19 protein-coding genes are annotated in these 25207 nt (G+C 74.1%); 9 read left to right on the top strand and 10 right to left on the bottom strand.

Annotated elements, in window-relative coordinates; translation table 11 throughout:
- Window positions 1-2 precede the first annotated feature (2 nt).
- Genes ADL22_RS14790 through ADL22_RS14780 form a run of 3 tightly spaced genes read right to left on the bottom strand, consistent with a single transcriptional unit; the run spans window position 3 to window position 4025 of the window.
- Window positions 3-1040 carry a serine/threonine-protein kinase gene (locus ADL22_RS14790; RefSeq protein ID WP_079064127.1) on the bottom strand — a complete coding sequence of 346 codons (1038 nt, stop codon included), beginning with the start codon at window positions 1038-1040 and terminating at the stop codon, window positions 3-5.
- Window positions 1037-1618: a hypothetical protein gene (locus tag ADL22_RS14785; protein ID WP_066978453.1), complete on the bottom strand. Its 582-nt coding sequence runs from the start codon at window positions 1616-1618 to the stop codon at window positions 1037-1039. The genes ADL22_RS14790 and ADL22_RS14785 overlap by 4 nt, the downstream gene beginning before the upstream one ends.
- Before the next feature lie 58 nt (window positions 1619-1676).
- A complete protein-coding gene (locus tag ADL22_RS14780; RefSeq protein WP_066978451.1) occupies window positions 1677-4025 on the bottom strand; it encodes an FHA domain-containing protein in 2349 nt (782 codons plus the stop codon).
- Window positions 4026-4289: 264 nt separating this feature from the next.
- Between ADL22_RS14780 and ADL22_RS14775 the strand changes: the two genes are divergently transcribed.
- Entirely contained in the window at window positions 4290-5762 is a 1473-nt protein-coding gene (locus ADL22_RS14775; RefSeq protein ID WP_066978448.1) for a nucleobase:cation symporter-2 family protein, read from the top strand.
- Between the two features lie 50 nt (window positions 5763-5812).
- On the opposite strand, the gene ADL22_RS14770 is transcribed toward ADL22_RS14775, so the two are convergent.
- A complete protein-coding gene (locus tag ADL22_RS14770; RefSeq protein WP_079064132.1) occupies window positions 5813-6448 on the bottom strand; it encodes a transcriptional regulator in 636 nt (211 codons plus the stop codon).
- A gap of 910 nt (window positions 6449-7358) precedes the next feature.
- Between ADL22_RS14770 and ADL22_RS14765 the strand changes: the two genes are divergently transcribed.
- Window positions 7359-9725: a glycosyltransferase gene (locus ADL22_RS14765; protein ID WP_066978444.1), complete on the top strand. Its 2367-nt coding sequence runs from the start codon at window positions 7359-7361 to the stop codon at window positions 9723-9725.
- Complete coding sequence (locus ADL22_RS14760) at window positions 9722-10945, top strand: acyltransferase family protein (protein ID WP_066978441.1); 1224 nt, start codon at window positions 9722-9724, stop codon at window positions 10943-10945. The genes ADL22_RS14765 and ADL22_RS14760 overlap by 4 nt, the downstream gene beginning before the upstream one ends.
- Before the next feature lie 43 nt (window positions 10946-10988).
- On the opposite strand, the gene ADL22_RS14755 is transcribed toward ADL22_RS14760, so the two are convergent.
- The gene (locus ADL22_RS14755) at window positions 10989-12959 is read right to left on the bottom strand and encodes an amino acid transporter (RefSeq protein WP_066978438.1); all 1971 of its coding nucleotides are present in this window, start codon (window positions 12957-12959) and stop codon (window positions 10989-10991) included.
- A gap of 275 nt (window positions 12960-13234) precedes the next feature.
- On the opposite strand from ADL22_RS14755, the gene ADL22_RS14750 reads away from it, so the two are divergent.
- Window positions 13235-13699 carry a DUF4118 domain-containing protein gene (locus ADL22_RS14750; RefSeq protein WP_234430705.1) on the top strand — a complete coding sequence of 155 codons (465 nt, stop codon included), beginning with the start codon at window positions 13235-13237 and terminating at the stop codon, window positions 13697-13699.
- Window positions 13700-13717: 18 nt separating this feature from the next.
- On the opposite strand, the gene ADL22_RS14745 is transcribed toward ADL22_RS14750, so the two are convergent.
- Both ADL22_RS14745 and ADL22_RS14740 read right to left on the bottom strand, forming a co-directional pair.
- The gene (locus ADL22_RS14745) at window positions 13718-14200 is read right to left on the bottom strand and encodes a hypothetical protein (protein ID WP_066978435.1); all 483 of its coding nucleotides are present in this window, start codon (window positions 14198-14200) and stop codon (window positions 13718-13720) included.
- Between the two features lie 115 nt (window positions 14201-14315).
- A complete protein-coding gene (locus ADL22_RS14740; RefSeq protein WP_079064130.1) occupies window positions 14316-17087 on the bottom strand; it encodes a SpoIIE family protein phosphatase/ATP-binding protein in 2772 nt (923 codons plus the stop codon).
- A 475-nt stretch (window positions 17088-17562) separates the two neighbouring features.
- On the opposite strand from ADL22_RS14740, the gene ADL22_RS14735 reads away from it, so the two are divergent.
- Window positions 17563-18621, top strand: coding sequence for a sodium:calcium antiporter (locus tag ADL22_RS14735; protein WP_066978428.1), 1059 nt, complete (start codon window positions 17563-17565; stop codon window positions 18619-18621).
- A 68-nt stretch (window positions 18622-18689) separates the two neighbouring features.
- Here the strand turns inward: ADL22_RS14735 and ADL22_RS14730 are convergent, their stop codons facing one another.
- Window positions 18690-19823 carry a cation diffusion facilitator family transporter gene (locus ADL22_RS14730; RefSeq protein ID WP_079064126.1) on the bottom strand — a complete coding sequence of 378 codons (1134 nt, stop codon included), beginning with the start codon at window positions 19821-19823 and terminating at the stop codon, window positions 18690-18692.
- A gap of 69 nt (window positions 19824-19892) precedes the next feature.
- On the opposite strand from ADL22_RS14730, the gene ADL22_RS14725 reads away from it, so the two are divergent.
- Both ADL22_RS14725 and ADL22_RS14720 read left to right on the top strand, forming a co-directional pair.
- Complete coding sequence (locus ADL22_RS14725; RefSeq protein ID WP_234430703.1) at window positions 19893-20306, top strand: ArsR/SmtB family transcription factor; 414 nt, start codon at window positions 19893-19895, stop codon at window positions 20304-20306.
- A 92-nt stretch (window positions 20307-20398) separates the two neighbouring features.
- A complete protein-coding gene (locus ADL22_RS14720; protein WP_066978502.1) occupies window positions 20399-20782 on the top strand; it encodes a MerR family transcriptional regulator in 384 nt (127 codons plus the stop codon).
- Here the strand turns inward: ADL22_RS14720 and ADL22_RS14715 are convergent.
- Complete coding sequence (locus tag ADL22_RS14715; RefSeq protein WP_066978499.1) at window positions 20779-21063, bottom strand: Imm53 family immunity protein; 285 nt, start codon at window positions 21061-21063, stop codon at window positions 20779-20781. The two genes, ADL22_RS14720 and ADL22_RS14715, sit on opposite strands and share 4 nt — an antisense overlap.
- Window positions 21064-21383: 320 nt before the next feature.
- Here ADL22_RS14715 and rsgA point away from each other — a divergent pair, with 320 nt between their 5' ends.
- Window positions 21384-22517 carry a ribosome small subunit-dependent GTPase A gene (gene rsgA, locus ADL22_RS14710; RefSeq protein ID WP_066978426.1) on the top strand — a complete coding sequence of 378 codons (1134 nt, stop codon included), beginning with the start codon at window positions 21384-21386 and terminating at the stop codon, window positions 22515-22517.
- 114 nt (window positions 22518-22631) lie between these two features.
- Here the strand turns inward: rsgA and ADL22_RS14705 are convergent, their stop codons facing one another.
- Entirely contained in the window at window positions 22632-23114 is a 483-nt protein-coding gene (locus ADL22_RS14705) for a DUF456 domain-containing protein (RefSeq protein WP_066978423.1), read from the bottom strand.
- Window positions 23115-23411: 297 nt separating this feature from the next.
- Between ADL22_RS14705 and ADL22_RS14700 the strand changes: the two genes are divergently transcribed.
- Entirely contained in the window at window positions 23412-25154 is a 1743-nt protein-coding gene (locus ADL22_RS14700; RefSeq protein ID WP_066978420.1) for a pyruvate dehydrogenase, read from the top strand.
- Window positions 25155-25207 lie beyond the last annotated feature (53 nt).

Genomic DNA, 25207 nt, shown 5'->3' with positions numbered 1-25207 from the left:
GCTCACGCCTCCGGGCGGGCGAGCGGCCCCGGGAAGACCGGGAGGGCCCAGCGCGGGGGCGGCGGGGGAGCGGTACCGGGCCGGGGGGCGCCGCCCGTCCGGACGCCCACCGGGTGCGGGCCCGTGGCCGGGCCGGGCCCCGGCGTGCGCCCGGCCGCCCGCAGCGCCACCACGAACGCCCGGCAGGTCTCGTACCGCTCCTCCGGCGCCTTGGCCAGCCCGCGGACGAACACCGCGTCCACCGCGGCCGGCAGATCCGGCCGTGCCCCGCTCGGGACCGGCGGCGGGTCGTACTGGTGGGCCCACAGCAGCGCCATGTCGTCGTCGCGGCGGAACGGCGGCTCCCCGGTCAGCATCTCGTACGCGACGCAGGCCAGCCCGTAGACATCGCAGCGGCCGTCCACCGGGCGCCCGGAGATCTGCTCGGGCGCCACGTAGTCCAGCGTCCCGACGAACTGGCCGACGCTGGTGAAGCCGGTCAGCGACAGCGACTTCTTGGTCAGCCCGAAGTCGGTGAGGTAGACGTGCTCGGGCCGGTCGCTGTCGGTGCCCTCGGCGACCAGGATGTTGCCGGGCTTGACGTCCCGGTGCACCAGGTCGTGGTCGTGCGCGGCGTCCAGCGCGGACGCCACCTGGAGGGCGATCCGGCAGGTGGTGTCCAGCGGCAGCCGGCCGTCCCGGTCCAGCAGCGCCCGCAGATCGCGGCCCTGGACGTAGCGCATCGCCAGATAGAGCAGGCCCTCGGTCTCGCCGGCCTCGAAGACCGGCACGATATGCGGGTGGTCGATCGCCGCGGCGACCCGCGACTCATGCGCGAAACGCTTCCGGAACGTATCGTTCCGGGCGAGTTCGGGGGCCAGCAGCTTCAGCGCCACGGTCCGGCCCAGCCGCAGGTCCTCGGCCCGGTAGACCACCGCCATCCCGCCGCGCCCGATCTCGTCGCCGAGCAGGTACCCGGCGATCTGCCGGCCGCGCAGCCCGGAGGAGTCGGGCACCGTCGTCCGCTCCCGGGGCCGCTCGCCGCCCGGCGCCCCGTTCACGCCCGCTCACCGGCCCCGGACCCGCCCCCGGCCGCCCCCTCGGCCTCCGCTCCGGATCCCGCGCCCTCCTCGGCCTCCGCTTCCCCCGCCGCTGCCGCCTCCCCGGTCACCGCGAACGTGACGAGCGACGCCCCGTCGCAGTACGTCCAGCGCTCGTGGCGGGCGTCGTAGAGCCACACCGCGTCGCCGTCCGCCACCGCGCCGATCCGGGTGCCGCGGGTGCGTTCCGCGAACGCCTCGCGGTCCAGCTGACCGGCGAGCACCTCCTCCACCAACTGCCGGAAGCGGGCCAGCGCTCCCTCGGCGGCGGCCAGCAGCGGGCGCGGGTCGGCGGTCCGGGCGGCGGGCTGCCCGGCGGCCGGCGGGGGGTGCGGCAGCGGCAGCAGCAGCCGCCCGTCCACCCACGCCGACCAGCCGTTGGAGCACAGCGCCCGGGCCCAGTCGCCGTGCCGTTCGACGACCTGGACGGGCAGCAGCGGATCGAGCGGGACCAGCGGCCGGGTGGCGTCCGGGGCCGCCCAGGTCGCCATCCCGTCCGGCGGGACGACATGGCTGGGACGGAACTCCGGCGCGGTCACAGGCGGCTCCTCGGCACGTCACGCGCACGGCCGCGGCGCCGCACGCCCTGGCTCCGGCTCACCGGCGCATGGTCTCGGGCTCGTGGCGCCGCAGCAGCCGGTAGACCAGGAAGCAGAACAGGGCGGAGAGCACCACCAGCATCCCCATGTCCAGCAGCCACACCCCGGGAGTGTGCCGGAAGAGCGGGTCGGCGGCGATCGGCCCCGGCTGGAGGCGGTGCAGATCGAGGGTGCTGCCCATGGCCGCGAACGCCCAGCGGGACGGCACCAGCCACGCCACCTGCTCCATCACCGGTTTGCGCACCGACGTCAGCCCGCCGCAGAACACCACTTGCAGGATGGCGAGGAGGACCAGCAGCGGCATGGTGACCTCCTCCTTGCGCACCACCGCCGACACCAGCAGCCCCAGCGTCATCGCGGTGAACGCCAGCAGGGCCACCGCCAGCGTGATCTCCAGCAGCGGAGGCAGCAGCACCCCCGAGCCGCCCGGCGCGTCGAGCCGCACCCCGAACAGCGCGACCAGCGTCAGCACCACCGCCTGGACGACCGTGACCGTCCCCAGCACCAGCACCTTGGACATCAGATACGCCGACCGGGACAGGCCCACCGCCCGTTCCCGCTGGTAGATCACCCGTTCCTTGACCAGTTCGCGGACCGCGTTGGCGGCGCCGGTGAGCACCGCCCCGACGCACAGCACCAGCAGCACCGTCGCCGCCCCGCCGCCGGTCATCTTCCCGCCGCTGATGCCGTGCGCCATCGCCCCCATCACGAACGGCAGCGCCACCATGATGATCAGGAACGTCCGGTCCGAGGACAGCGCCGCCGCGTACCGCCGCATCAGCGTCCACAGCTGGCCGCGCCAGCTCTGGGCGCGGCGGGCCGGCTCCTCCGGGGCGCGCGGGGCCCGCGGCGCGGGCGGCTGCCGGGTCTCGCCGGTGACGTAGCGGGTGTAGAGCGGTGAGGCCCGGAACTCCCCGGCCCAGTCCCGCCCGCGGTCGTTCTCGAACGCCTCGAAGGCTTCCGGCCACTGGCGGAAGCCGAAGAACTCCAGCGCCTCCTCCGGCGGCCCGTAGTACGCGATGGTGCCGCCCGGCGCCATCACCAGCAGCCGGTCGCAGACGTCCAGGCTCAGCACGCTGTGGGTGACGACGATGACCGTGCGGCCGCCGTCGGCCAGTCCGCGCAGCATGTGCATCACCGAGCGGTCCATCCCCGGGTCCAGGCCCGAAGTCGGCTCGTCGAGGAAGAGCAGCGACGGTTTGGTCAGCAGCTCCAGCGCGACGCTGACCCGCTTGCGCTGGCCGCCGGAGAGCTTGTGGATCGGCAGTCCGGCCCGCTCGACCAGGCCCAGTTCGCGGATCACCTCCTCGACCCGGGCGTCCCGTTCGGCGCGCGCGGTGTCCTCGGGGAAGCGCAGCTCCGCCGCGTAGCCCAGGGCCCGGCGGACGGTCAGCTGGGTGTGCAGGATGTCGTCCTGCGGCACCAGGCCGATGCGGTGGCGCAGCTCGGCGTAGTCGCGGTAGAGGTCCCGGCCGTCGTAGAGCACGGTGCCGCCGTCGGCCGGCCGCAGGCCGGTCAGCGCGTTCAGCAGCGTCGACTTGCCGGCGCCGCTCGGCCCGATCACCGCCAGCAGCGACTTCTCACCCACCGGGAACGACACCCCGCCGAGCAGGGTCCGCCCCTGGGCGCCCTTGCCGATCCGGACGGTCAGGTCCTGCACGTCCAGCGACACCTCGCCGGTGTCGACGAACTCCTCCAGCCGGTCGCCGGCCAGCACGAACGCCGAGTGGCCGATGCCGATGACGTCGCCGGACCGCACCGGGGCGGTGCCCTCGACCGGCCGGCCGTTGAGGAAGGTGCCGTTGTGGCTGCCGAGGTCGGCGAGGACGTAGCCGTCCGGTCCGGACCGGAGTTCGGCGTGCCGGCGGGAGACCGCGAGGTCGTCCACCACCAGGTCGTTGCCGGGCGCCCGGCCGATCCGCACGGTGCGCGCCGGGGGCAGCGGCCGGACCGAGCTGGGCCGCCGGAAGGTGCGGGTGGCCGCCGGGTGCGAGACCGCGGCGGGCCGTCCGGCCGCCGGGGGCCGGGGGGCGTCGCTGAGTACCGCGCACGGGCCGTCGGCGGGGTTGCCGAAGCGGATCACGCTGCCGGGGCCGACGCCGGAGCGCCGCACCCGGCGCCCGTTGGTGTACGTGCCGTTGGTGCTGCCCTCGTCCTCCACCAGCCAGTGGTCGCCGGCGGGGCGGAGGACGGCGTGGTGCCAGGAGACCCGGGCGTCGTCGAGCACGACCTCGCTGTCGGGGTCGCGGCCCACGTGGTACTCGTGGTGCGGTTCCAGCACCTGGGTGACGCCGCCGGACTCGACGAGGAGTTCGGGTGCGCTGGACGCATCCGGCCGCTCAGCCATATTTCCGATATTACGGCGCATTCTCCGCCCGCGCCCCTGATCGGCGGGCGGTCGCCCCCGCGGTTACTCGCGCGGAACGGGAAAGGTCAACTATGGTGAGCGCCCCGACGAGCCCGCCCCGCGCATTCCGGCCAATTCCCGGATTTCCGCTCCGCCGGCCGCACCCCGCCGGGCGCGGAACGGAACGCGCCGCACCGCGGAGGGCACCGCACCACCGGGCCCGGGTTCCCTCTTATTCACCTACCTCGTGAAGGCAAGGCAGAGATGGCACGACTCCCGCGACAATCCTCCCGGCGGTTTCCCCGGCAGCGCGCGCATCCGGTGGACGAGGTACTGCCGTTCGGCAAACTCGCCCTCTACGGTTTCCAGCACGTCCTCGCCTTCTACGCGGCCGCCGTCATCGTCCCGATCATGCTCGGCAACGCGCTGGGACTCTCCCGCGAGGAGCTGGTCTACCTCATCAACGCGGACCTGCTGACCTGCGGAATAGCCTCCATCATCCAGGCGTTCGGGATATGGCGGATCGGCGCGAAACTGCCGCTGGTGCAGGGCGTCACCTTCACCGCGGTCTCGCCGATGATCGCGATCGGGCTGGGCGCGGGCGGCGGCACCGCCGGACTCCTGGTGGTCTACGGCGCGGTGATCACCGCCGGTATCGCGACGTTCCTTTTCGCCCCGTTCTTCAGCAAGTTGGTGAAGTATTTCCCGCCGGTGGTCATCGGCACGATTCTCACCATTATCGGCCTCACCCTCATCCCGCAGGCCCTCCAGGACGCGGCCGGCGGCGCCCAGTTGCGGGGCACCCCGGAATTCGGCGACCTGCGCAACCTCGGATACGCGCTCGGCACGCTGCTGTTCATTCTGCTGCTGGTCCGCATCGGAAAGCCGGTGCTGAGCAGCGTCGCGGTGCTGCTCGGACTGGTCGGCGGAACGGCCGTCGCCTGGCTGCTCGGCGACGTCGATTTCAGCGCCGTCGGGCACACCGACTGGTTCGGCGTCAGCACGCCGTTCCATTACGGGATGCCGGTCTTCGAGCCGTTCCCGATCCTGGCGATGATCGTCGTCATGCTGATCACGATGGTGGAGACCACCGGCGACGTCTACGCCATCGGGGAGATCACCGGCAAACCGGTCGGCAACGACACGGTGGCCAGGGCGCTGCGCGCGGACGGCGTCGCCACCGTCCTCGGCGGACTGTTCAACTCCTTTCCCTATGTGGCCTTCGCGGAGAACATCGGCCTGGTCCGGATGTCGAAGGTGATGAGCCGGTTCGTGGTGGTCGCGGCCGGCGGCTTCATGATCGTGCTGGGGCTGCTGCCGAAGGCCGGTTCGGTGGTCGCCGCGATCCCGCACCCGGTCCTCGGCGGCGCGGCGCTGTCGATGTTCGGCATGGTCGCCGCGGTCGGCATCCAGATCCTCGGCAAAGTGGACCTGCGCGAGGAGCGCAACGCCCTGATCCTCGCGGTGAGTCTGGGCGCGGCCTTCCTGCCCACCGCAGTGGCGCCGTTCTTCGAGCGGATGCCGCAGGGCGTCCGCGCGGTGCTGGACAGCGGTATCACCCTCGGCGGTCTGACCGCGATCGTGCTCAACCTCGTCTTCAACGTCTTCACCCGCCGCCGGTCGGTGGAGATCGACTGGGAGGAGTTCACCGAGGAGGAGGACGCGGACGGGACCGGTACCGAGCCGGAGGGGCCCGCGCCCGCCGGGCCGCCGCCGTACCCCCGCGGCGCGTACTGACGCCCCGCCCACCGGGCGGCGGGACGCGGGCCAAGCCCCGTCCCGCCGCCTCAGCTCACGGAGTTGAACGGCGGCGCCTCGCCCGCCTCGCCGATCAGGTCCCAGAAGTGGTCCACCAGCCGCCGCAGATACGCCGACCGCTCGGCCGCGACCTCCTTCAGCCGGGCGTCGGCGTTCCGCGCCACCACATGCCCCATGTACCGCTCGGCGAACTCCGCGAACTCGCCGTGCATCACCCGCAGCGCGTCGCCCACCCGCGTGCGGTTCAGCGTGGTGATCTCGGTGATCGGCGCGATATGCGACTTCCAGCGGCCCTCGACCGCCGCCCGCAGATGGCCGGCCAGCTCCTCGACCCGCCCCATCACCCCGATCAGCTTCCGCAGCGACAGCCCCAGCGCCTCCACCAGCGCCTTGGTCTGGCGGTAGTCACCGGGCCACTCGTTGGCCGCCTCCGCCGCCCGGTACGCGTCCGGGTCCATCCCGACCAGCTGCGCCAGCCGCTCCACGCTCAACTGCCGCGCCAGCCGGTGTTCGGCCAGGGTGCGCGGCTCGACGCCCATCAGCACCGACGGCGCGCACCACAGCACATCGGCCAGGGCGAACAGCTGTGGTTCGGTGGGCACCAGGGAGCCGAACTCCCATGCCTCGATGACCTCGGGGCGCACCGGGGCGCCGCACGCGGTCATGGACTGGGCGACCTGGCCGGTGGTCAGGCCGATCCGGGCCCGGGCGGACCGGGCCTGAGCGGCAGAGAACGGAACGCTGTTCACGTACGCGACACCTCGCTGCACCCGGTGGGACAAGGGGCGCTGGGGGAGCGGAAGGGAGTGACGGGGAGGGGGGAGTGCCGGAGCGGATATGGAGGAATGTCCAGGGGCGGGCAGATTAACAGATGGGTCAGAGGTACGAACCTCCAGCTCAAACTCGCGTACCGGGTATAGCCGATGGACCGGTGCCTACCGGGTGGTAGCGCCCGCCGATACGGCTCCGAGGAGCGGACGTAATGAAGGTGTTACGTGGCTGACGGTGCGGTGTCACAGTGCTCGCGGAGGCTGGCGGATACCGGTGGGGCCTTGCCGAGCGGGGCCGCCCGGTGTACACCTGACATCCGGTCCTCCCCCCACGATCCGATCAGGATGGGACCCTTCCTATGCGATACGCGCTCGACCGCCCCCGCGCGGTCCGGAGCCCGAGAACCGCCGTACCGCCCGCGCCCGCGCAGGCCGCGCCCCGCCGCGCCGCCCTCCGTTCCGCCGGCGAAAGACCCGGCCCGGCGCGCCCTCTCCCGTCACCGCGGGCCAACGCGCTGGTGTAGTCGGGTAGTTGGCCATCTGGCTGTCATGACTCTGACAATCGCTGCGGGCACGGTACGGCGCCCACCCCGCGACCGGCGACCGCCGGCCGCCTGACCGCCGCCGCCCGCACCACGCGCATCCGGACCACCGGCCCGCACCACCACCCGGACCGACGGCACCCCGACCCGCCGCCGGCGGGCGGTCGCTCCGCCCTGCCCGCGTACGGCGCGCCGGGACCCGCCGTCCCCCACCGGTCCGCGCCGGGAGTCCGCCTGCCGGAAACCAGAAAGGACCACCCCAGGTGCTCACTTCGCACCCCGCACCCTCCCAGGGCTCACCCACGGCCCTGCTCGGCGGAACGGGCCGCGCCACCCCCGGCCCCCGCCCCGCCGGCCGCGTCCTCGTCATCGGCACCCCGGGCCCCCGCCTGGAACGCCTCACCCGCACCCTGCGCACCACCGGGCACGACGTCAGCCACGCCCCGCCCGACGGCGCCGGCCCCGGCGTCCGCCAGGCCGCCCCGGACGCCGTGGTCGCCCTGGACGAACCGGGCACCGCCGGAACGGATGTCGTGCGCGCGGTCCGCACCGACCCCGCCGGCCGCGCCCTGCCGCTGATCGTGGTCACCGGCGCCCCCGGCCGCACCGGCGCCGCCGATCTGCTCCGCGGCGGCGCCGACGACTGCATACCCGAGACCTCCGATCCGGACGAACTCTCCGCCCGCATCGAGGCCAAGCTCCGCCGCGTCCCGGTCCCCGTCGAGCACCTGCTCCGCGACCCGCGCACCGGTCTGTACTCCCGCGCCCACTTCCTGGACGAGGTCGAGCGCGAGCTGCGGCGCCCCGAGGCCGCCCGGCACGGCGGCGTCCTCGCCGTCCTCGCGGTCGCCGAACTCCCCGCCCTGGAGGACCGCCTCGGCCCCCGCGTCCGGCGCGAGACCGCCGAACGGCTCGCCGCCCTCGCCGAACGGCTCGGCGGCGCCTGCGGCCGGCTCGGCCACGACGACGAGGGCCGGCTGCTGATGCTGCTCCCGGGCATCGGCGAGGACGCCGCCCGCCGCGCCCTGACCGACCTGGCCACCGCCGCGGCCGGCACCCGCTTCGTCGTCGCCGACGAGCACGTCCGCCTCACCCCCGCCATCGGCTGGCTCCCGCTCACCGAGGCCACCGAGGCCACCGGCGCGGCCGACGCCGCCGACCGCGCCCGCGACGCCGCCCGCGAGGCCCTGCGCCACCGCGACCTGCGCCCGGTCCGCTACGCCCCCTGGATGCGCGAGACCCCGCACCGGCACCGCCGTCCCCCGCTGCGCGCCCTGCTGCGCCCCGCGCTGCTCGCCCTCTCCCCGGTGCTGGCGCTGCTGCTGGGCATCGGCGTGCCGTTCGCCGTCTACCGCCAGGCGTACCTGGCCGGCTGGGACCTCGGCTCGGCGATGTACTGGGTGGTGGTCGCCGGACTGGTGCTCTCCGCGCTGCTGATCATCCTCGAATCCCTCTACGCGCTGGACGCCCCGCCCCGCCCCGAACGGCCCGGCGCCCCCTACCCGCCGGCCAGCGCCGTCATCGCCGCGTACCTCCCCAACGAGGCCGCCACCATCACCGAGACCGTCGAGGCGTTCCTGCGCCAGGACTACCCGGGCGAGCTGGAGATCGTCCTCGCCTACAACACCCCGCACCCGCTGCCCGTCGAGGACACCCTGCGCGCGATCGCCGCCCGCGACCCCCGGCTCGTGCTGCTGCCGGTGGCCGGCTCCACCTCCAAGGCGCAGAACGTCAACGCCGCCGCCACCCGGGTCCGCGGCGAGTTCGTCGGCATCTTCGACGCCGACCACCACCCCGCCCCGCACGCCTTCCGGCACGCCTGGCACTGGCTCTCCAACGGCTACGACGTGGTCCAGGGCCACTGCGTGGTCCGCAACGGCGACAGCTCCCGCACCGCCCGGCTCGTCGCCGTCGAATTCGAGGCGATCTACGCCGTCAGCCACCCCGGCCGCACCCGGCTCCACGGCTTCGGCGTCTTCGGCGGCTCCAACGGCTTCTGGCGCACCGACCTCCTGGCCCGCACCCGGATGCACGGCTCGATGCTCACCGAGGACATCGACTCCACCCTGCGCGCCCTGACCGCCGGCGCCCGGATCGCCGTCGACCGCACCCTGCTCTCCCGCGAACTCGCCCCCACCACCCTCACCGCGCTGTGGAACCAGCGCTCCCGCTGGGCCCAGGGCTGGCTCCAGGTCTCCCTCAAACACCTCTGGCGCGGCCTGCGTTCACCCGCACTGACGGTACGTCAGAAACTGGGGCTGCTGGCCCTCCTCGGCTGGCGCGAGATCCAGCCCTGGCTCACCCTGCAGATCCTCCCCGTCCTCGGCTACGCCGCCTGGAAGGCCGGCGGCCCCCAGAACCTCCACTGGGCCGTCCCGCTGTGCGTACTCGCCGTCCTGCTCACCCTCGGCGCCGGACCCGTCCAGGCCCTGTTCGCCTGGCGCCTGGCCGTACCCGAACTCCGCGCCCGCCGCGGGTGGTTCTGGTCGTACCTGCTGGTCTCGACCGTCTTCTACAGCCACTTCAAGAACATGGTCGCCCGCCAGGCGCACCTCAAGGAGGCCCTCGGCGACCGCCGCTGGCGGGTCACCCCGCGCGGCCGCACCGCCCCCGCGGAGGCCCGCCGATGACCACCGCCACCGCCGCCGCCCCGCCCGCGCCCCCGGCCGCCGGCCGGACCGCCCCGGCCCGCCGCGCCCGCGATATCGACGGCTTCCGCGGCCTGGCCGCCCTGAGCACCGTCGCCTTCCACGTCTGGCAGCAGTACACCGCCTACGACGCCGCCGGCGCCCACCCGCCGGTCGACAACGCCGCCCTCGACGCCCTGCTCTCCCTGGAGGTCATCGACCTCTTCTTCGTCCTCTCCGCCTTCCTGCTCACCCACTCCTACGCCCGCGCCGCCCTGGACGGCGGCACCACCCGCCCGGCCCGCGCCTTCCTCTTCCGCCGCGCGGTCCGCATCCTCCCGCTCTACGTCCTGGCCGTCCTCGTCGTCTGGGCCACCCGCAACCCCACCCTCCCCGGCGACTGGCGCGACCTGCTCGAACACCTCACGTTCACCCACGTCTTCGACCAGGACCGGATCTTCTACACCCTCGGCCCGACCTGGTCCCTCTCCCTGGAGGTGCTCTTCTACGCGGTGCTGGCCGGCCTCGGCCCGCTCGCCGTCCGCGCCTGCCGCCGGCTGCGCCGCCGCGGCAGCCGGGTGGCGCTGCTGCTCGCCGGCTGCCTGGCCCTCTACGCCGCGCCGCTGGCCTGGATCACCGTGGCCCACTACGGGCTCGGCATCCCGCACACCGACTGGGTCGCCTACTTCGGCCCGCAGGCCCGCTTCGGCGGCTTCGCGGCCGGGATGGCGCTGGCGGTGGTGCTGGCCGCGCTCGGCGACCGGGCCCGGCTGCCGCGGCGCGCCGCGCTGCCGCTCACCGTGCTCACCCTGGCCGGCCTGTTCACCCTCTCCCTGCGGTCCGACCCGGAGAGCTTCCCCTTCACCTACTACCACCCGATCGCCGCCGCCCTGTGGGCGCTGCTGCTCCTGAGCACCCTGCACATCCGCCGGCGCACCGCCTGGAACCGCTTCCTCACCGCCCGCTGGCTCACGCCCGTCGGCCTGGTCAGCTACTCGCTCTTCATCTGGCACGAGCCGGTGATGCTGCTGCTGCACACCGCCGGCCTGCTGCCGCCCGGACCGGCCGGCTTCCCCTGGGCGCTGCCGCTGGTCTTCCTCGCCGCGCTCCCGGTGGCCGCCGCGAGCTACTGGCTGATCGAGTACCCGGCGGGCCTGCTCGGCCGCCTCAAGGACGGCCGCGGCCGGCCCCGGGACTTCTACCCGGGCGTCGCGGCGCGCTGAGCCGGCCCCGGCGGCGGGCGCGGGGCCGGCCCGTGGGCGGGACTCAGCCCACGTGCACCCGCGGCCGCCGCCGCAGGTCCGGCTCCGCCCGCCGCAGTACCTCGCGGGTGACCGGCGCGACCTCGCCGTCACCGAACACCAGGAACCGCAGCAGATGGCTGAGCGGATGCCCCTCCGTCCAGTTGAAGTAGATGTGCGGCACCTGCCCCGTACGGTCCCGCAGCCGCATCAGCACCGCGGCCAGGGTGTTCGGCACGCCCGCGCCCTCCACCCGCAGGATCCGCGTCCCGTACCGCTCCACGCCGTGCACGTGCAGTTCGGCGGTGAAGTCCGAGGAGTCCTCGACCAGCACCTCCAGGAACAGCACCGGCCCGCCGTCGGGGATATGGGTCTCCTCGCGCTGGCTGTACTCCTTCTCGCGGTAGTCCTCGGCGTCCTGCTCCTGCGGTTCGTTGGCGATCACCCGCAGCGGCCCGGCCGCCATCGCCTCCTCGATCAGCCGCTCCGCCGTCGCGTCGAACACCACGTCGGCGGCGCGGAGTTCGAACGCCCGGTGCACCCGGGAGGCGAACGACGTCAGCAGGATCCCGAGGATGAACAGCAGCGCGATCTTCAGCCCGTCCGGCCGCTCGATCACGTTCGTGACCAGCGTGTAGCCGAACACCAGGGTGATCGCCCCGAAACCGATGGCCGCGCCCCGGTGCCCCCGGTGCCGCGCCGCCACCGTCGAGGCGAACGACGCCGAGAGCATCAGCACCAGCACACCGGTCGCGTAGGCGCCGCTCTGCTCGTCCACGCTCGCGTCGAAGACGACCGTGATGGCGAACGCGATCGCCAGGAAGATCAGCACCAGCGGCCGCACCGCCCGGGTCCACTCCGGCGCCATGCCGTAGCGCGGCAGGTAGCGCGGGACGAGGTTGAGCAGCCCGGCCATCGCCGACGCCCCCGCGAACCACAGGATGGCGATGGTCGACAGGTCGTAGACCGTGCCGAACGCCTCGCCCAGGTGCTGGTGCGCCAGATACGCCAGCGCGCGCCCGTTGGCCGCGCCGCCCGGCGCGAACTCCTTCTGCGGGATCAGGATGGTGGTCGCCAGACTGGACAGCAGCAGGAAACCGCTCATGATCAGCGCGGCGGTGGTCAGCAGCCGCCGGGTGTCCCGGATCCGGCCGGCCGGCTTCTCCGGCGTGTCCCCGGCGCCCCCGCGCACCTGCGGCATCACCGCCACCCCGGTCTCGAAACCGGACATGCCCAGCGCCAGCTTCGGGAAGACCAGCAGCGCCACCCCGGCGATCGCCAGCGGCGACGAGTGCTGCGCGGTCATCGCCTGCCACCAGTCGCCGATCGCCACCGGGTGCGCGAGCACCTGCCAGGCCGAGGTGGCCAGCACCACGACATTGAGCACCAGATAGACGCCGACCAGCGCCACCGCTATCCCGATCGCCTCCCGGAAGCCCTTGAGGAAGACGGCGCCGAGCGCGGCGAGCAGCAGCAGCGTGATCCACAGGTTCGCGCCGTGCAGCGCCGCCGGGGCGAAAGGGTTCTCCACGACATGGGCCGAGGCGTCCGCCGCCGACAGCGTCATGGTGATGACGAAGTCCGTGGCCGCGAAGCCCAGCAGCACCAGCACCAGCAGCTTCCCCGCCCACCAGGGCAGCAGCCGCTCCAGCATCGCGATCGAACCCTCGCCGTGCGGGCTCTCCTTGGCCACCCGCCGGTAGACCGGCAGCGCGCCCAGCAGCGTCAGCGCGATCAGCACCAGCGTGGCGAACGGCGACAGCAGCCCCGCCGCCAGCGCCGCGATACCGGGCTGGTACCCGAGCGTGGAGAAGTAGTCGACACCCGTCAGGCACATCACCCGCCACCACGAGTGCCCCTTGTGCTCGGCGGGCGGCGTCCCGTGCGGTCCGGGGTGGCGGGCGCTCTGCTCGCTGAGTCCGTCCAGCAGCCAGGACCGCCACCTCGGTGCGGTGGCGGTGGACGGCGGAGCGGGGTCCACCTGCGTACTGGTCATGCGGCCACGTCCTGCCGATCGTTCAGTCATCCGGAGCAACGAGGAGCGAGTATGCAACACGTACCCCGCACTCCCCGCCCCCAGGGGCGCCTGACGGAACCATCCGGCGCCGGGCCCCCGCGTCAGGAACGCGTCAGAAAGCCCCCGCCCGCCGTACACACCGCGTCAAGGTCCCCGCCGAACCGGCCACCGGCGCCCCGCCGCGCGCACGCTGGCACCAGACGGTCCCCACCCCACCGGAGCCCCGCGCCCGGGCCACCCCAGGAGGTGTCCCCATGGCCACCCTCCAGCACCCCCCGACTCCTCCCGCCCTCGCCCCCGTTCGCGCCCCGGCCGCGTCAGCCGCCCCGCGCCGGGAGCGCCCCGCGCGCCCTCCGGACGACCTGGGGCGGGATCTCGCGCTGCCGGTCGGGGCCGCGGCGGCGGCCGTGGTGGCGACGGCCCTGCTGGCCACCGGCCGGGCCGCCCCGCTGCCCTTCGCGCTCGCCGCGTTCGCGCTGCTGACCGTCGCGGTCGCCGCGGCGGCCCGGCTCCGGCTGGTCCCGGCCGTCGTCCTGGTCTCCTGGATGTTCTTCGACGGCTTCGTGGTCCACCAGCGCGCGGAACTGGCCTGGGGCCAGGCCGACCGTACGAGCCTGTGGGCGCTGGCCGCGGCGGGACTGGCCGGAGCCGCCTGCGCGGGCGCGGCCCGGACGGCCCGGACCCTCCGCGCCCGCCGGGAGGCCGCCCGACGGCCGTGAAGCGGCGGCCGCCGCGCCTCAGCGGCGGCCGCGCGGGCAGTGGTGGCCGCGGTGGTGCCGGGCGCGCCGGCAGCGGCAGGGGGCGGCCCCGCGCGACCGGGCGCACAGCAGCCCCAGCCCGGAGCCCAGCATCCAGACGTCCTTGGCCACCGGCATGCCCTCCTGGGTGGGGCGGATGCTGCCCGGTTCCCGCATACCGGGCAGCCGGAGGTAAAGCCCCACCAGACCGCCGGCGAAACCGGTCAGGGCCAGGCCCGCCAGCCGGGACGGGACGACCGGCGCGAGCAGGGCGCCGCCGAGCCCGATCTCCGAGGCGGCGAGCAGCCGGGTGAAGCGTTCGGGGGGCAGTTTCGCCAGGAACGGGTAGGCCGTGGCGGCCATGCCGTGCACGGATTCCGCGGTCTGCCGGTCCGCGCCCCACAGCGTCAGCCCGGAGTTCAGGATGAACGCGCCGGTGGTGAGGCGAGGGGCGATATCGCGCGCGTCGAGCAGCTTCCGCATGGGGCCTCCCTGCGTCCGGGCCGGGCCGCGCCGGCGGTCCTGCCGGTCCTTCGGTCGAGGTTAGCCAGGGGAGGAGCGGGCTGCATCCGGTGGGCGCGCGGGGGCGGCACCGGGGTCAGAGGGCCGGCTCGTCCCACTGGTCGAGGAGGGTGTCGATACCGTCGTCCCCGGGGCCGCCCGGCGGCCGCAGCCCGTCCAGGGACTGCTCGGTCCAGATGACCTTGCCGCCCGGCGTGTAGCGCGTCCCCCACCGCTGCGCGAACTGGGCGACGAGGAACAGCCCGCGCCCGCCCTCGTCGGTGGTGGTGGCCCGCCGCAGGTGCGGGGAGGCGCTGGTGCCGTCCGAGACCTCGCAGATCAGCGCGCGGTCGTACAGCAGGCGGACGCGGATGGGCTGGGCGCCGTAGCGGATCGCGTTGGTGATCAGTTCGCTGAGGATCAGCTCGGTGGTGAAGCCGGCCTCGGCCAGCCCCCAGCTCTCCAGCGTCCGCATGCAGGCGGAGCGGATCGAACCGACGGCCGCCGGGTCGGAGGGCACGTCCCACTGGGCGACGCGGTCCGGGTCGAGCAGTTTGGTACGGGCCACCAGCAGGGCGATGTCGTCGCTGGGGTGCTCGGGCAGCATCGCGTCCAGGACGGCGGCGCAGGTCTCCTCCGGGTCGCGGTGCGGGCCGGCGGCCAGGGTGCGGTGCAGCAGGTCCAGCCCGGTGTCGATATCGCGGTCGCGGTCCTCGACCAGGCCATCGGTGTAGAGGACGAGCCGGGAGCCCTCGGGGAGGACGAGGTCGGTGGTCTCGACGGGCAGGCCGCCGCCGAGGCCGAGCGGCGGGGCGACCGGGACGTCGGGGAAGGACACCGTTCCGTCCGGGCGGATCACGGCCGGGCCGGGGTGGCCGGCGCGGGCCAGGGTGACGCAGCCGCCGACCGGGTCGTAGATGGCGTAGAGGCAGGTCGCGCCGGTGATGCCGGTGCCGCTGTCGCCGACCAGGGACTCGTCCAGCGGCTCCGCCGGCGGGCTCCCGTCCGGACCGTCGCCGTCCCCGGGGCCGGCGGGCGGCCCGGGCGGTGGCCGGTACGGGGCGTGCGGGAGCGGCGGGACGGCGTCCTCGGTCCACTCCGGCCCGGCCTCGTCGGTGTCGATATGGCTGACCAGCTCGTCCAGGTGGCCGAGGAGTTCGTCGGGGGGCAGGTCCAGGGCGGAGAAGTTCAGCACGGCGGTGCGCAGCCGGCCCATGGTCGCGGCGGCGTGCAGGCCGTGCCCGACGACATCGCCGACGACGAGGGCCACCCGGGCGCCGGGCAGCGGGATCAGGTCGAACCAGTCGCCGCCGACCCCGGCCTGCGCGGGCAGGTAGCGGTGGGCCACCTCCAGCGCCGACTGGCTGGGCAGCGCGCGCGGCAGCAGGCTGCGCTGGAGGGTGATGGTGGTGGCGTGCTCGCGGGTGTAGCGGCGGGCGTTGTCGATGGAGACCGCGGCCCGCGCGGCCAGCTCCTCGGCGAACGACAGGTCCTCCGCGCCGAACGGTTCGGACGTCCCGGCCCGCCAGAAGCTCGCCAGCCCCAGCACCGCCCCGCGGGCCCGCAGCGGTACGGCGATCAGGCAGCGGATGCCGTTGTCGAGGATCCGCTGGGTGTCGGCGGGGTCCCCGGCCCGCCAGCCGTGCTCGGCGCGCAGATCGGGGACGAGGACCGGGCGGGCCGCGGCGATGCCCTCCGCGACGGGGCTGCCGGGGGCGAAGCGGATCCGCTCGCCGACGCGGTAGACCGCCGAGTCCTCCGGGACCCCGCAGACCGCCAGCCGCCGCATCGGTCCGGGCCCGCCGTCCGGCTCCTCGCCGCGCAGGACGGGCTCCAGCAGTTCGACGGAGGCCACGTCGGCGAAGCGCGGGACCGCCACGGCGGCCAGCTCCCGCGCGGTCCGGGCGATGTCCAGCGTGCTGCCGATCCGCATGCCCGCGTCGTAGAGCAGCTTCAGCCGCCGCTGGGCGACCTCGGCCCGGCCGGTCAGCGCCTGGAGTTCGGTGGTGTCGCGCAGGGTGACGGCGGTGCCCTGGGGGCCGCCGTACGGGGCGGTGGGGCGGATGTTGACCGCGAGCATCCGCTCGCCGGCCGGGTGCACCTCGTCGGTGGCGGCGCGCCCGGAGGCCAGCAGGGCGGCCATGTCCGCCTCCAGGCCGAGTTCGGTGACCCGGCGGCGTTCGGCGTCGTCCGGGAGGCCGAGGAGGCGGCGCGCCTCGTCGTTGACGAGCACCAGCCGGCCGTCCCGGTCGATGATCAGGACGCCCTCGCGGACGGCGTGCAGCACGGCGTCGTGGTGGTCGTACATCCGGGCCATCTCGGCCGGGTCCAGCCCGTGCGTCTGGCGCCGCAGCCGGCGGCTGACCAGGGCCGTCCCGCCGACGCCGATGACCAGCGCGCCGGCCGCGCTGCCGATCAGCAGCGGCAGCCGCTGGAGCGCCCACTCGTTCGTCCGCTGGACCTTGATGCCGGCCGCGACCAGCCCGACGACCGTGCCGCGCGGGTCGCGGACCGGCACGGTGGTGTCGACGGCGCGGCCGAAGGCCGAGGAGGAGGTGGAGGTGACGGTCCGGCCGGCGAGCGCGGGGCCGTAGCCGCCGGGGACGCGCTTGCCGATCAGCTTGGGGTCCGGGTGGGTCCAGCGGATGCCGGTGGGGCTGAACGCGACGAGGTAGTCGAGCCCGGCCTCCTTGCGGGCCTCCTCGGCGCGCGGCTGGAGGTGGGCGGTGGGGTCGGCGGACTCCATCGCGGCGGCGGTGCCGGGGGCGTGCGCGAACGCCTGGGCGGCGACCGCCGAGCGCTTCTCGGCCTCCTCCATCGTCGCCTGCCGGGCCTGGAGCACGAGGGTCACCCCGGCGGCCAGCACCATCAGCACCACGAGCGCCAGCTGGAGGACGAGCACCTGCCCCGCGACGCTCCGCACGTTCGGCCCCGGCCGAGGACGACGCCCGTCATCGCCCTTTCGCCCGAAATTTTCCGTCACGCGCCATATTTAGCATTCTGCGCCTCCGGGGGCGATCAGTCGGCCGCGTCGCCACCGCGGCTCCAGGGCTCCGGCCGGGGCGACGCCGCCCGGGGCCCGCCGCCCGCTGACGCGGCCGCGCGCCCGCGGTGTGTAGGGTGGGTGGCTGCGAAGGGGAGTAGCCCCGCGAACCGGTCGTCGACACACTGGAGCCCCACGGCTCCCGGTGGCCGGGCCCACGCAGTCACTGTGCGGGCGGGCGAGACCTTCGGCCCTTTGTCGACGATGTTTTGTGCTGTGCGTCGGCGGGGTCGAAGCCGTGCCGCCGCTCCCACGCCGGTCGTCCTCGAAGCCCGCCGGAGCGGAAAGGCTGACGATCAGCGTGTTGCATTTCGTCCTGCTCATCGTGTGCGCGGTGGCGATCTACCTCTCCTGCGAGTGGTTCGTCAACGCCGTGGAATGGCTCGGTGAGCGGCTCAACGTGGGCCGGATGGCGGTGGGCACCATCCTCGCCGCCTTCGGCACCGCCCTCCCGGAATCCGTCGTGACCCTCGTCGCGGTCACCACCGGCGCCACCCCCGAGGCCAAGAACATCGGCGTCGGCGCGGCGATGGGCGGCCCGCTGGCGCTGGCCACCGTGGCGTACGGCGTGACCGGCGCGATGCTGCTGCTCCAGCGGCGCCGGCGGCGTACGGCGGTCCCGGCGGGCGCACCGGGCGAGCCCGGCTCCGACGCGTCGCCCGGCCCCGACGCCTCCCTCGGCTCCGAACGGGATCTGCGGCGGCTGGCCAAGGACCAGACGTGGTTCCTGCCGGTCTTCCTGGTCAAGGTCGCGCTCGGCCTGGTCGCCTTCGCCTTCAAGCCCGTACTGGGCCTGGCCTTCTTCGCCGTCTACGCCGTCTACTTCTGGCGCGAGATCCGCGGTGACCACGAGGACGACGACGAGGGCGTCGAGCTGGAACCGCTGAAGTTCCAGCCCCGCGCCGCCTCCCCGGCGACCTGGGCGGTGGTCGCGCAGACCCTGGCCACCCTGGTCGTGATCTTCTTCGCCTCGCAGCTCTTCGTCCACCAGCTGGACGCCATCGGGCCGATGCTCGGCCTGTCCGCCACCGTCACCGCGCTGCTGCTCTCCCCGGTCGCCACCGAACTCCCGGAGATCATGAACGCGGTGATCTGGGTCCGCCAGGGCAAGACCAAGCTGGCGCTGGCCAACATCTCCGGCGCCATGATGATCCAGGCCACCGTCCCCAGCGGCCTCGGACTGCTCTTCACCCGCTGGCACTTCGACACCGCCCTGGTGTGGTCCGGCATCGTCACCATGGTGGCGATCGGCTACCTCCTGCTCCTGATGAAGACCCGGTCCCTGACCGCCGGGCGGTTGGCCCTGGCCGCCGGGTTCTACGCGGTGTTCGGGGCGGGGTTGCTGGCGATTCTGGCGTGACGGGGGCCGCGGCGGGGCGCGTCCGCGGCTCGTACGGGCAGTTGTGCGCCCCCCCCGCCGTACGGCCGTCAGGCGCGATGGCGGGCGAGTTCCGCGTGCGGATCCGTCCCGCCGTCCTCCGGCGTGTGGTCGGTGTGCACCGTGGCCGCCGCCAGCCGCGGTACGCCGTGGATCAGCGCGTGCTCGGCGGCCACCGCGATCCGGTGCGCGCGGGCCACGGTCAGCCGCGGGTCGAGGACGATATCCGCCTCGGCCCGCAGCGTGTGCCCGATCCACCGCATCCGCAGCTGCCCGACGCCCCGGACGCCCGGCACCCCGCGCAGCGCCGCCTCCGCCGCCGCCACCAGCTCCGGGTCCACCGCGTCCATCAGCCGCCGGAACACCTCCCGCGCCGCGTCCTTGAGCACCACCGCGATCGCGCCGGTGATCAGCAGCCCCACGACCGGGTCGGCGGCCGGCACGCCCAGCGCCGACCCGCCCGCGCCCAGCAGCACCGCCAGCGACGTGAAGCCGTCGGTCCGGGCGTGCAGGCCGTCCGCGACCAGCGCCGCCGAGCCGATCCGGCGGCCGGTGCGGATGCGGTAGCGGGCCACCCACTCGTTGCCGAGGAAGCCCGCCAGCGCGGCGGCCGCCACCGCCCACAGGTGCGTCACCTCCCGCGGGTGCAGCAGCCGGTCCACCGCCGTCCACAGCGCGGGCACCGCGGAGGCCGCGATGGTGAGCACGATGACCACCCCGGCCAGATCCTCGGCCCGCCCGTACCCGTAGGTGTAGCGGCGGGTGGCCGCCCGCCGGCCGAGCAGGAAGGCCAGGCCCAGCGGGACGGCGGTCAGCGCGTCCGCGGCGTTGTGCAGGGTGTCGCCGAGCAGCGCCACCGAACCGGACAGCACCGCCACCGCCGCCTGCACCGCCGTGGTCGCCCCGAGCACCGCGAACGACAGCCACAGCGTCCGCAACCCCTCCCGGGAACTCTCCAGCGCCGGATCGACCCGGTCCCGCGCCTCATGGCTGTGCGGCCTGAGGACATGCCCGACCCGGTGCCGCAGCCGCGCCGCCCGGGAGCGGCCGGGGGAGTGGGGGTGGGGGTGGGGGTGGTGGTGCGCATGGGTCTCCGGGGTGCCGTCCCCGTGGGCCTGCCGGTGCGGGGGACCGCCCCCGTGCGACTGGGACTCCGGACCCGGCACTCGCGCGTTCACCGTCATCGCACCCTCACACCCTCCGCGGCCCGGGGCCGCTTGTGCCGCACCCCGCCATCCGCCCATTATGTGCGTATGAGCGCACGCATGCACCTCTCACCTGCGCACGGTACGCAGCAGCCAACCGACGAGAACGCCGAGAACGACGAGAACGACGAGAAGGAGGGGAACGACGACGGGGACGACGCCGCCCGGCTGGCGGCCGCCGTCGAAATCCTCGCCCTGCTCGCCGACCGCACCCGCCTGGCCCTGCTCCGCCGCCTGAGCGCCGGCGAGGCCGACGTCACCACCCTGACCGAAGCCTGCGGCGCCTCCCGCACCTCCGTCAGCCAGCACCTCGCCCGGCTCCGCCTCGCCGGCCTCGTCACCACCCGCAAGGAAGGCCGCCGCGCGGTGTACGCACTGCACCACGGCCATCTGCGCCGCCTGGTCGACGAGGCGCTGAACGCCGCCGACCACCGGATCCGCCACCTGCCCCCGCACGACTGACCCGCCCTCAGGCCGCCACACCGCCCGTATGCTGGCTCCGTCGTACGCGCGCGGAACCGGCGTACGCGCACGCCAGGGGGAGGGTGGACACCGTGCGGATCGGAGAACTGTCGGAACGGACCGGCACCCCGCGCCGGCTGCTGCGCTACTACGAGGAGCAGGGCCTGATCGCCGCCGCCCGCACCCCGAACGGCTACCGCGACTACGACGAACGCTTCGTGGACCGCGTGCTCCAGATCCGCGGCCTGCTCGACGCCGGCCTGCCGACCCGCATCATCAAGCAGATCCTGCCCTGCCTGGACCAGCCCCGGACCATCTACTTCCCGGACGCCACCCCGGAGATGATCGCCACCCTCCGCCGCGAACGCGACCGCATGACCGAACGCATCACCTGCCTCACCCGCAACCGCGACGCCATCGCCGCCTACCTCGACGCCGTCCTCACCTACGAGAACAACACCCAGCGCGCCGGCTAGGGGGCGTGCAGCGCCGCGAAGTCCCTGAACCGCTCCAACGCGCGACCGAGGTCGGCGGGCCCGCAGCGGAGATGGAAGGCCGAGCCGTCCGACCAAGCCTGGATCCAGGAATCCCCGTCGGCAGCCGCTGTTCGATCGAGCGTGATTCCGCTGAGCCCGGTCTCTTCGAGGTCGATCTCGACCGACCAGCCGGGATTGTCCAGCGTCTCGATACGGATGCCGTGTTCATGCTCCCAGTCACCGTCGCACTGACTGGCGTACCAGGCGGTGACAGCGCTCAACGGGTCTACGGGCACGGCGTGTTCTCCCAGGGTTCGGTCGGGCGAGCGGGCGCGAAAAACGCGTGGCGGGTCGGTTGGTCGCGTGGCTAGGGTGGGAACGCACGTCGCCGCGACTGTACGGACTGTATGGATCGGTTTTATCGGCGTGCGGTTCGGCTGTGGTTGACGGAGGAGGTGGGATCGATGGCTGTTCTTGCGAGGGGCGCTGCCCGCACTCAGGAGATCATCAATTCCACTTCCGCGGTCACCGGCTGACACCTCGATTGCTTTCTTCCGCGCCTTCTGCGCGGTGCCGGGGCCGCCCTTGTGAAGGGTTTCCCTTGAATCTCTCTTCTGGTTCCTCTTCCGCTCCTTCGCCGAGCCCGCTGTTGTCGTACGGCTGGGACGAAGGGTTCGCGGAGAGTTTTCTTCCGTTTGCCGGGCCGGGCTGTGTGCCCGGTCGGATCGTCCGCGTGGACCGCGGACGGGTGGATGCCGTCGTTCCTGACGGCGACGGCGTCCGGACCGTTCTGGCGGACACCGCGCTCGTGGCGACCGGCGACCCCACCCGGGTGCCGTGCACCGGTGACTGGGCCGTCATCGACCTGGTGAACGGGCGGGCCGGGGACCATCTCGACGGGCTGGTGCGGGCGTTGCTGCCGCGGCGTACGGCGCTGGTGCGGTCGGCCTCGTCCAAGCGGTCGGAGGGGCAGATCCTCGCCGCCAACGTGGACCGGGCCGTGGTCGCGGTGTCCCTGGCGGAACCGCTCGACCTGGGGCGCGTCGAGCGGTTCGTGTCGCTGGTGTGGGAGAGCGGCGCCGAGCCGTTGGTGGCGCTCACCAAGGCCGACCTGGTGGCCGATCCCGCCGTACGGGACCACCTTGTGGCGGACGTGGCGGCCGCTGCCCCCGGGGTGCGGGTGCTGGCCGTCAGCGCGGCGACCGGCGACGGCCTCGACGCGCTGGCCGCCGAACTGGCCGGTGCCACCTCCGTCCTCCTGGGGCGGTCCGGGGCCGGGAAGTCCACCCTGGCCAACGCGGTGGTCGGCGCGGACGTCCAGGACGTGCGCGCGGTCCGCGACCGCGACGGGAAGGGGCGGCACACCACCACGACCCGCGATCTGCTGGTGCTGCCCGGTGGTGGCGTACTGATCGACACGCCGGGGCTGCGCGGGGTCGGGATGTGGGACGCGGAGGCCGGGCTGGCCCGGACGTTCGCGGACGTGGAGGAGCTGGCCGCGCGCTGCCGTTTCCATGATTGCGCGCATGGGGCGGAGCCTGGCTGCGCCGTGCAACAGGCCGTCGAGTACGGGGAGTTGGCGTATCGGCGGCTGGAGAGTTATCGCAAGCTGCAGCGGGAGAACCAGCGGATCGTGGCCAAGACGGACGTCAGGCTGCGGGCCGAACTGCGCCGCGAGTGGAAGCGGAAGCAGGCGCTGGGGCGGCACATGATGGAGCGGAAGCGGGGGAGGTAGGGGCGTTTGCCGGGTGCGGGGGCCGGGCCGGTGGGGCGGTGGTCCGTCGCCTCGCCCCCGGGCCGGTGCCTGGCCTGGCGCCCGGCCCGCTGGCCCGCGCCCCGGCCCGGCCCGTCAGCCCGCCAGCACCGCGCCCAGCCAGGCGCCGAGCACCGCCAGGCAGGCGAACAGCTCCACCAGGACGCTCAGGCCCACCGCCCGCAGAACCGTGCGGGTGGCGGCCCAGGCGTCGCCGTGGCTGCCGAGGCGGACGCGTTCGAGGACGTAGAGGCCGCCGATCGCGGCCAGCGGGCAGCCGATCACCGGGAGGAGGAAGAATCCCGCGATACCGGCGGCGCCCGCCAGGACCAGGGTGCGGTACGGCACGCCCGCGCCGCGCAGGCTGCGGGCCGGGAGCAGCCAGGTGAGCACCTGGCTGAGGAGCAGGACGGCGGTGGCCGCCATCAGCACCGTCCAGGCGAGGACGGACCGCTCGGTCACCGCCCACCACAGCAGTCCCGCCCACACCACCAGCGGCCCCGGGATACCGGGCACCAGCACCCCGAACACGCCGAGCAGCAGGACGAGGCCCACGGCGGTCAGCTGCCAGGCGTTCATACGGCGGCCCCGGGGCTGTCGGCGCCGGGCCGCGAGCCGAGCGGCGCACGCGCCGTGACGGCCCGTCCGCCGCGCTCTCCCAGGACCCGCATGGCCCAAGCCTGCCGGACGCCGCCCGGACGCGCTTCCCGGAATGCCCTGTCCCGGTAGCGGGGCCCCGGCCCTGCCCCCAATGGCCGCCCCGTCCGCCCCGCCCGCCAGGCGGATCGCCGGGCGGCGTGGGTTGATGGGAGGCGGTGGTTCCGGCGCGGCCGGGACGGCCGCTGTCCCCGCCCCTGGCCCGAGGAGGGTGCTGCCGTGGCCAAGCAGACCGTTGCCGAGCAGTTCATCGACATCCTGGTGCGGGCCGGGGTCCGGCGGCTCTACGGGGTGGTGGGGGACAGCCTCAACCCGGTGGTGGACGCCATCCGCCGCAACGCCGCCCTCGACTGGATCCAGGTGCGGCACGAGGAGGCCGCCGCCTTCGCCGCCGGGGCCGAGGCCCAGCTCACCGGCACGCTGGCGGCCTGCGCCGGCTCCTGCGGCCCGGGGAACCTGCATCTGATCAACGGCCTGTACGACGCGCACCGCTCGATGGCCCCCGTACTGGCGCTGGCCTCGCACATCCCGTCCAGCGAGATCGGCACCACGTTCTTCCAGGAGACCCACCCGGACCGGCTGTTCGCCGAGTGCAGCCACTACAGCGAACTGATCTCCAGCACCCGGCAGATGCCGCGGGTGCTCCAGACCGCGATCCAGCACGCGGTCGGCCGGAGCGGCGTCGCGGTGGTCTCGCTGCCCGGCGACATCGCCGCCGAACCGGCCCCGGAACGCGCCTTCGAACACGCCCTGGTGACCAGCCGCCCCTCCGTCCGCCCCGGGGACGGCGAGATCGACGAACTGGCCCGGATGGTCGACCGCGCCGAGCGGGTCACCCTCTTCTGCGGCAGCGGCACGGCCGGCGCGCACGCCGAGGTGATGGAGTTCGCCGAGCGGGTGAAGGCCCCGGTCGGCCACGCGCTGCGCGGCAAGGAGTGGATCCAGTACGACAACCCGTACGACGTGGGGATGAGCGGACTGCTCGGCTACGGCGCGGCCTACGAGGCCACCCACGAGTGCGATCTGCTGATCCTGCTCGGCACGGACTTCCCGTACACCGCGTTCCTGCCGGACGACGTGCGGATCGTCCAGGTGGACGTCCGGCCCGAGCACCTGGGGCGGCGCACCAAACTGGACCTCGCGGTCTGGGGCGACGTACGGGAGACGCTGCGCTGCCTCATCCCCAAGGTGCGCGAGAAGACCAGCCGGAAGTTCCTGGACCGGATGCTGCGCAAGCACGCGGACGCCCTGGAGGGCGTGGTCCGCGCCTACACCCGCAAGGTGGAGAAGCACCTCCCGATCCACCCGGAGTACGTCGCCTCGGTGCTGGACGAGGAGGCCGCGGACGACGCTGTTTTCACTGTTGATACCGGTATGTGCAATGTCTGGGCGGCCCGGTACCTCACGCCCAACGGGCGCCGCCGGGTGATCGGTTCGTTCAGCCACGGCTCGATGGCCAACGCGCTGCCGCAGGCGATCGGCGCCCAGTTCACCTACCCGGGGCGGCAGATCGTCTCGATGTCGGGGGACGGCGGGTTCGCCATGCTGATGGGCGACTTCCTCACCCTCGTCCAGTACGACCTGCCGGTGAAGATCGTGCTGTTCAACAACTCCTCGCTGGGCATGGTCGAGCTGGAGATGATGGTCTCCGGGCTGCCGTCGTACGGCACCACCAACCGCAACCCGGACTTCGCGGCGCTGGCGACCGCGGCCGGTGCGTACGGTGTGCGGGTGGAGAAGCCCCGGCAGCTGCGCGGGGCGCTGCGCGACGCGTTCCGGCACCAGGGCCCGGCGCTCGTGGACGTGGTCACCGATCCGCACGCGCTGTCCATCCCGCCGAAGATCAGCGCGGAGATGGTGTCCGGCTTCGCGCTGTCCGCGGGGAAGATGGTGCTGGACGGCGGGGTGGGGCGGATGGTGCAGATGGCCCGGTCCAACTTGCGCAATATTCCGCGGAGATGAGGCCCCGGCGTACGAGGGCGGCCTGGCCTCCTGGCGCCCCGGCCCGTGCCCGG

Source organism: Streptomyces sp. NRRL F-4489 (assembly GCF_001509485.1).
In the GTDB taxonomy this organism is placed as follows: Bacteria; Actinomycetota; Actinomycetes; order Streptomycetales; family Streptomycetaceae; genus Streptomyces.
Note: the sequence above shows the minus strand (reverse complement) of the source record. Positions and strands in the feature narration are given on the sequence as shown.

Coding starts and splice junctions, on each gene's coding strand:
- ADL22_RS14755 (WP_066978438.1), bottom strand. CDS start 12,959: ATGACCAGTACGCAGGTGGACCCCGCTCCGCCGTCCACCGCCACCGCA.
- ADL22_RS14770 (WP_079064132.1), bottom strand. CDS start 6,448: ATGACCGCGTGCGGCGCCCCGGTGCGCCCCGAGGTCATCGAGGCATGG.
- ADL22_RS14760 (WP_066978441.1), top strand. CDS start 9,722: ATGACCACCGCCACCGCCGCCGCCCCGCCCGCGCCCCCGGCCGCCGGC.
- ADL22_RS14745 (WP_066978435.1), bottom strand. CDS start 14,200: ATGCGGAAGCTGCTCGACGCGCGCGATATCGCCCCTCGCCTCACCACC.
- ADL22_RS14775 (WP_066978448.1), top strand. CDS start 4,290: ATGGCACGACTCCCGCGACAATCCTCCCGGCGGTTTCCCCGGCAGCGC.
- ADL22_RS14705 (WP_066978423.1), bottom strand. CDS start 23,114: ATGAACGCCTGGCAGCTGACCGCCGTGGGCCTCGTCCTGCTGCTCGGC.
- ADL22_RS14730 (WP_079064126.1), bottom strand. CDS start 19,823: ATGACGGTGAACGCGCGAGTGCCGGGTCCGGAGTCCCAGTCGCACGGG.
- ADL22_RS14725 (WP_234430703.1), top strand. CDS start 19,893: ATGAGCGCACGCATGCACCTCTCACCTGCGCACGGTACGCAGCAGCCA.
- ADL22_RS14740 (WP_079064130.1), bottom strand. CDS start 17,087: ATGGTGCTGGCCGCCGGGGTGACCCTCGTGCTCCAGGCCCGGCAGGCG.
- ADL22_RS14780 (WP_066978451.1), bottom strand. CDS start 4,025: ATGGCTGAGCGGCCGGATGCGTCCAGCGCACCCGAACTCCTCGTCGAG.
- ADL22_RS14750 (WP_234430705.1), top strand. CDS start 13,235: ATGGCCACCCTCCAGCACCCCCCGACTCCTCCCGCCCTCGCCCCCGTT.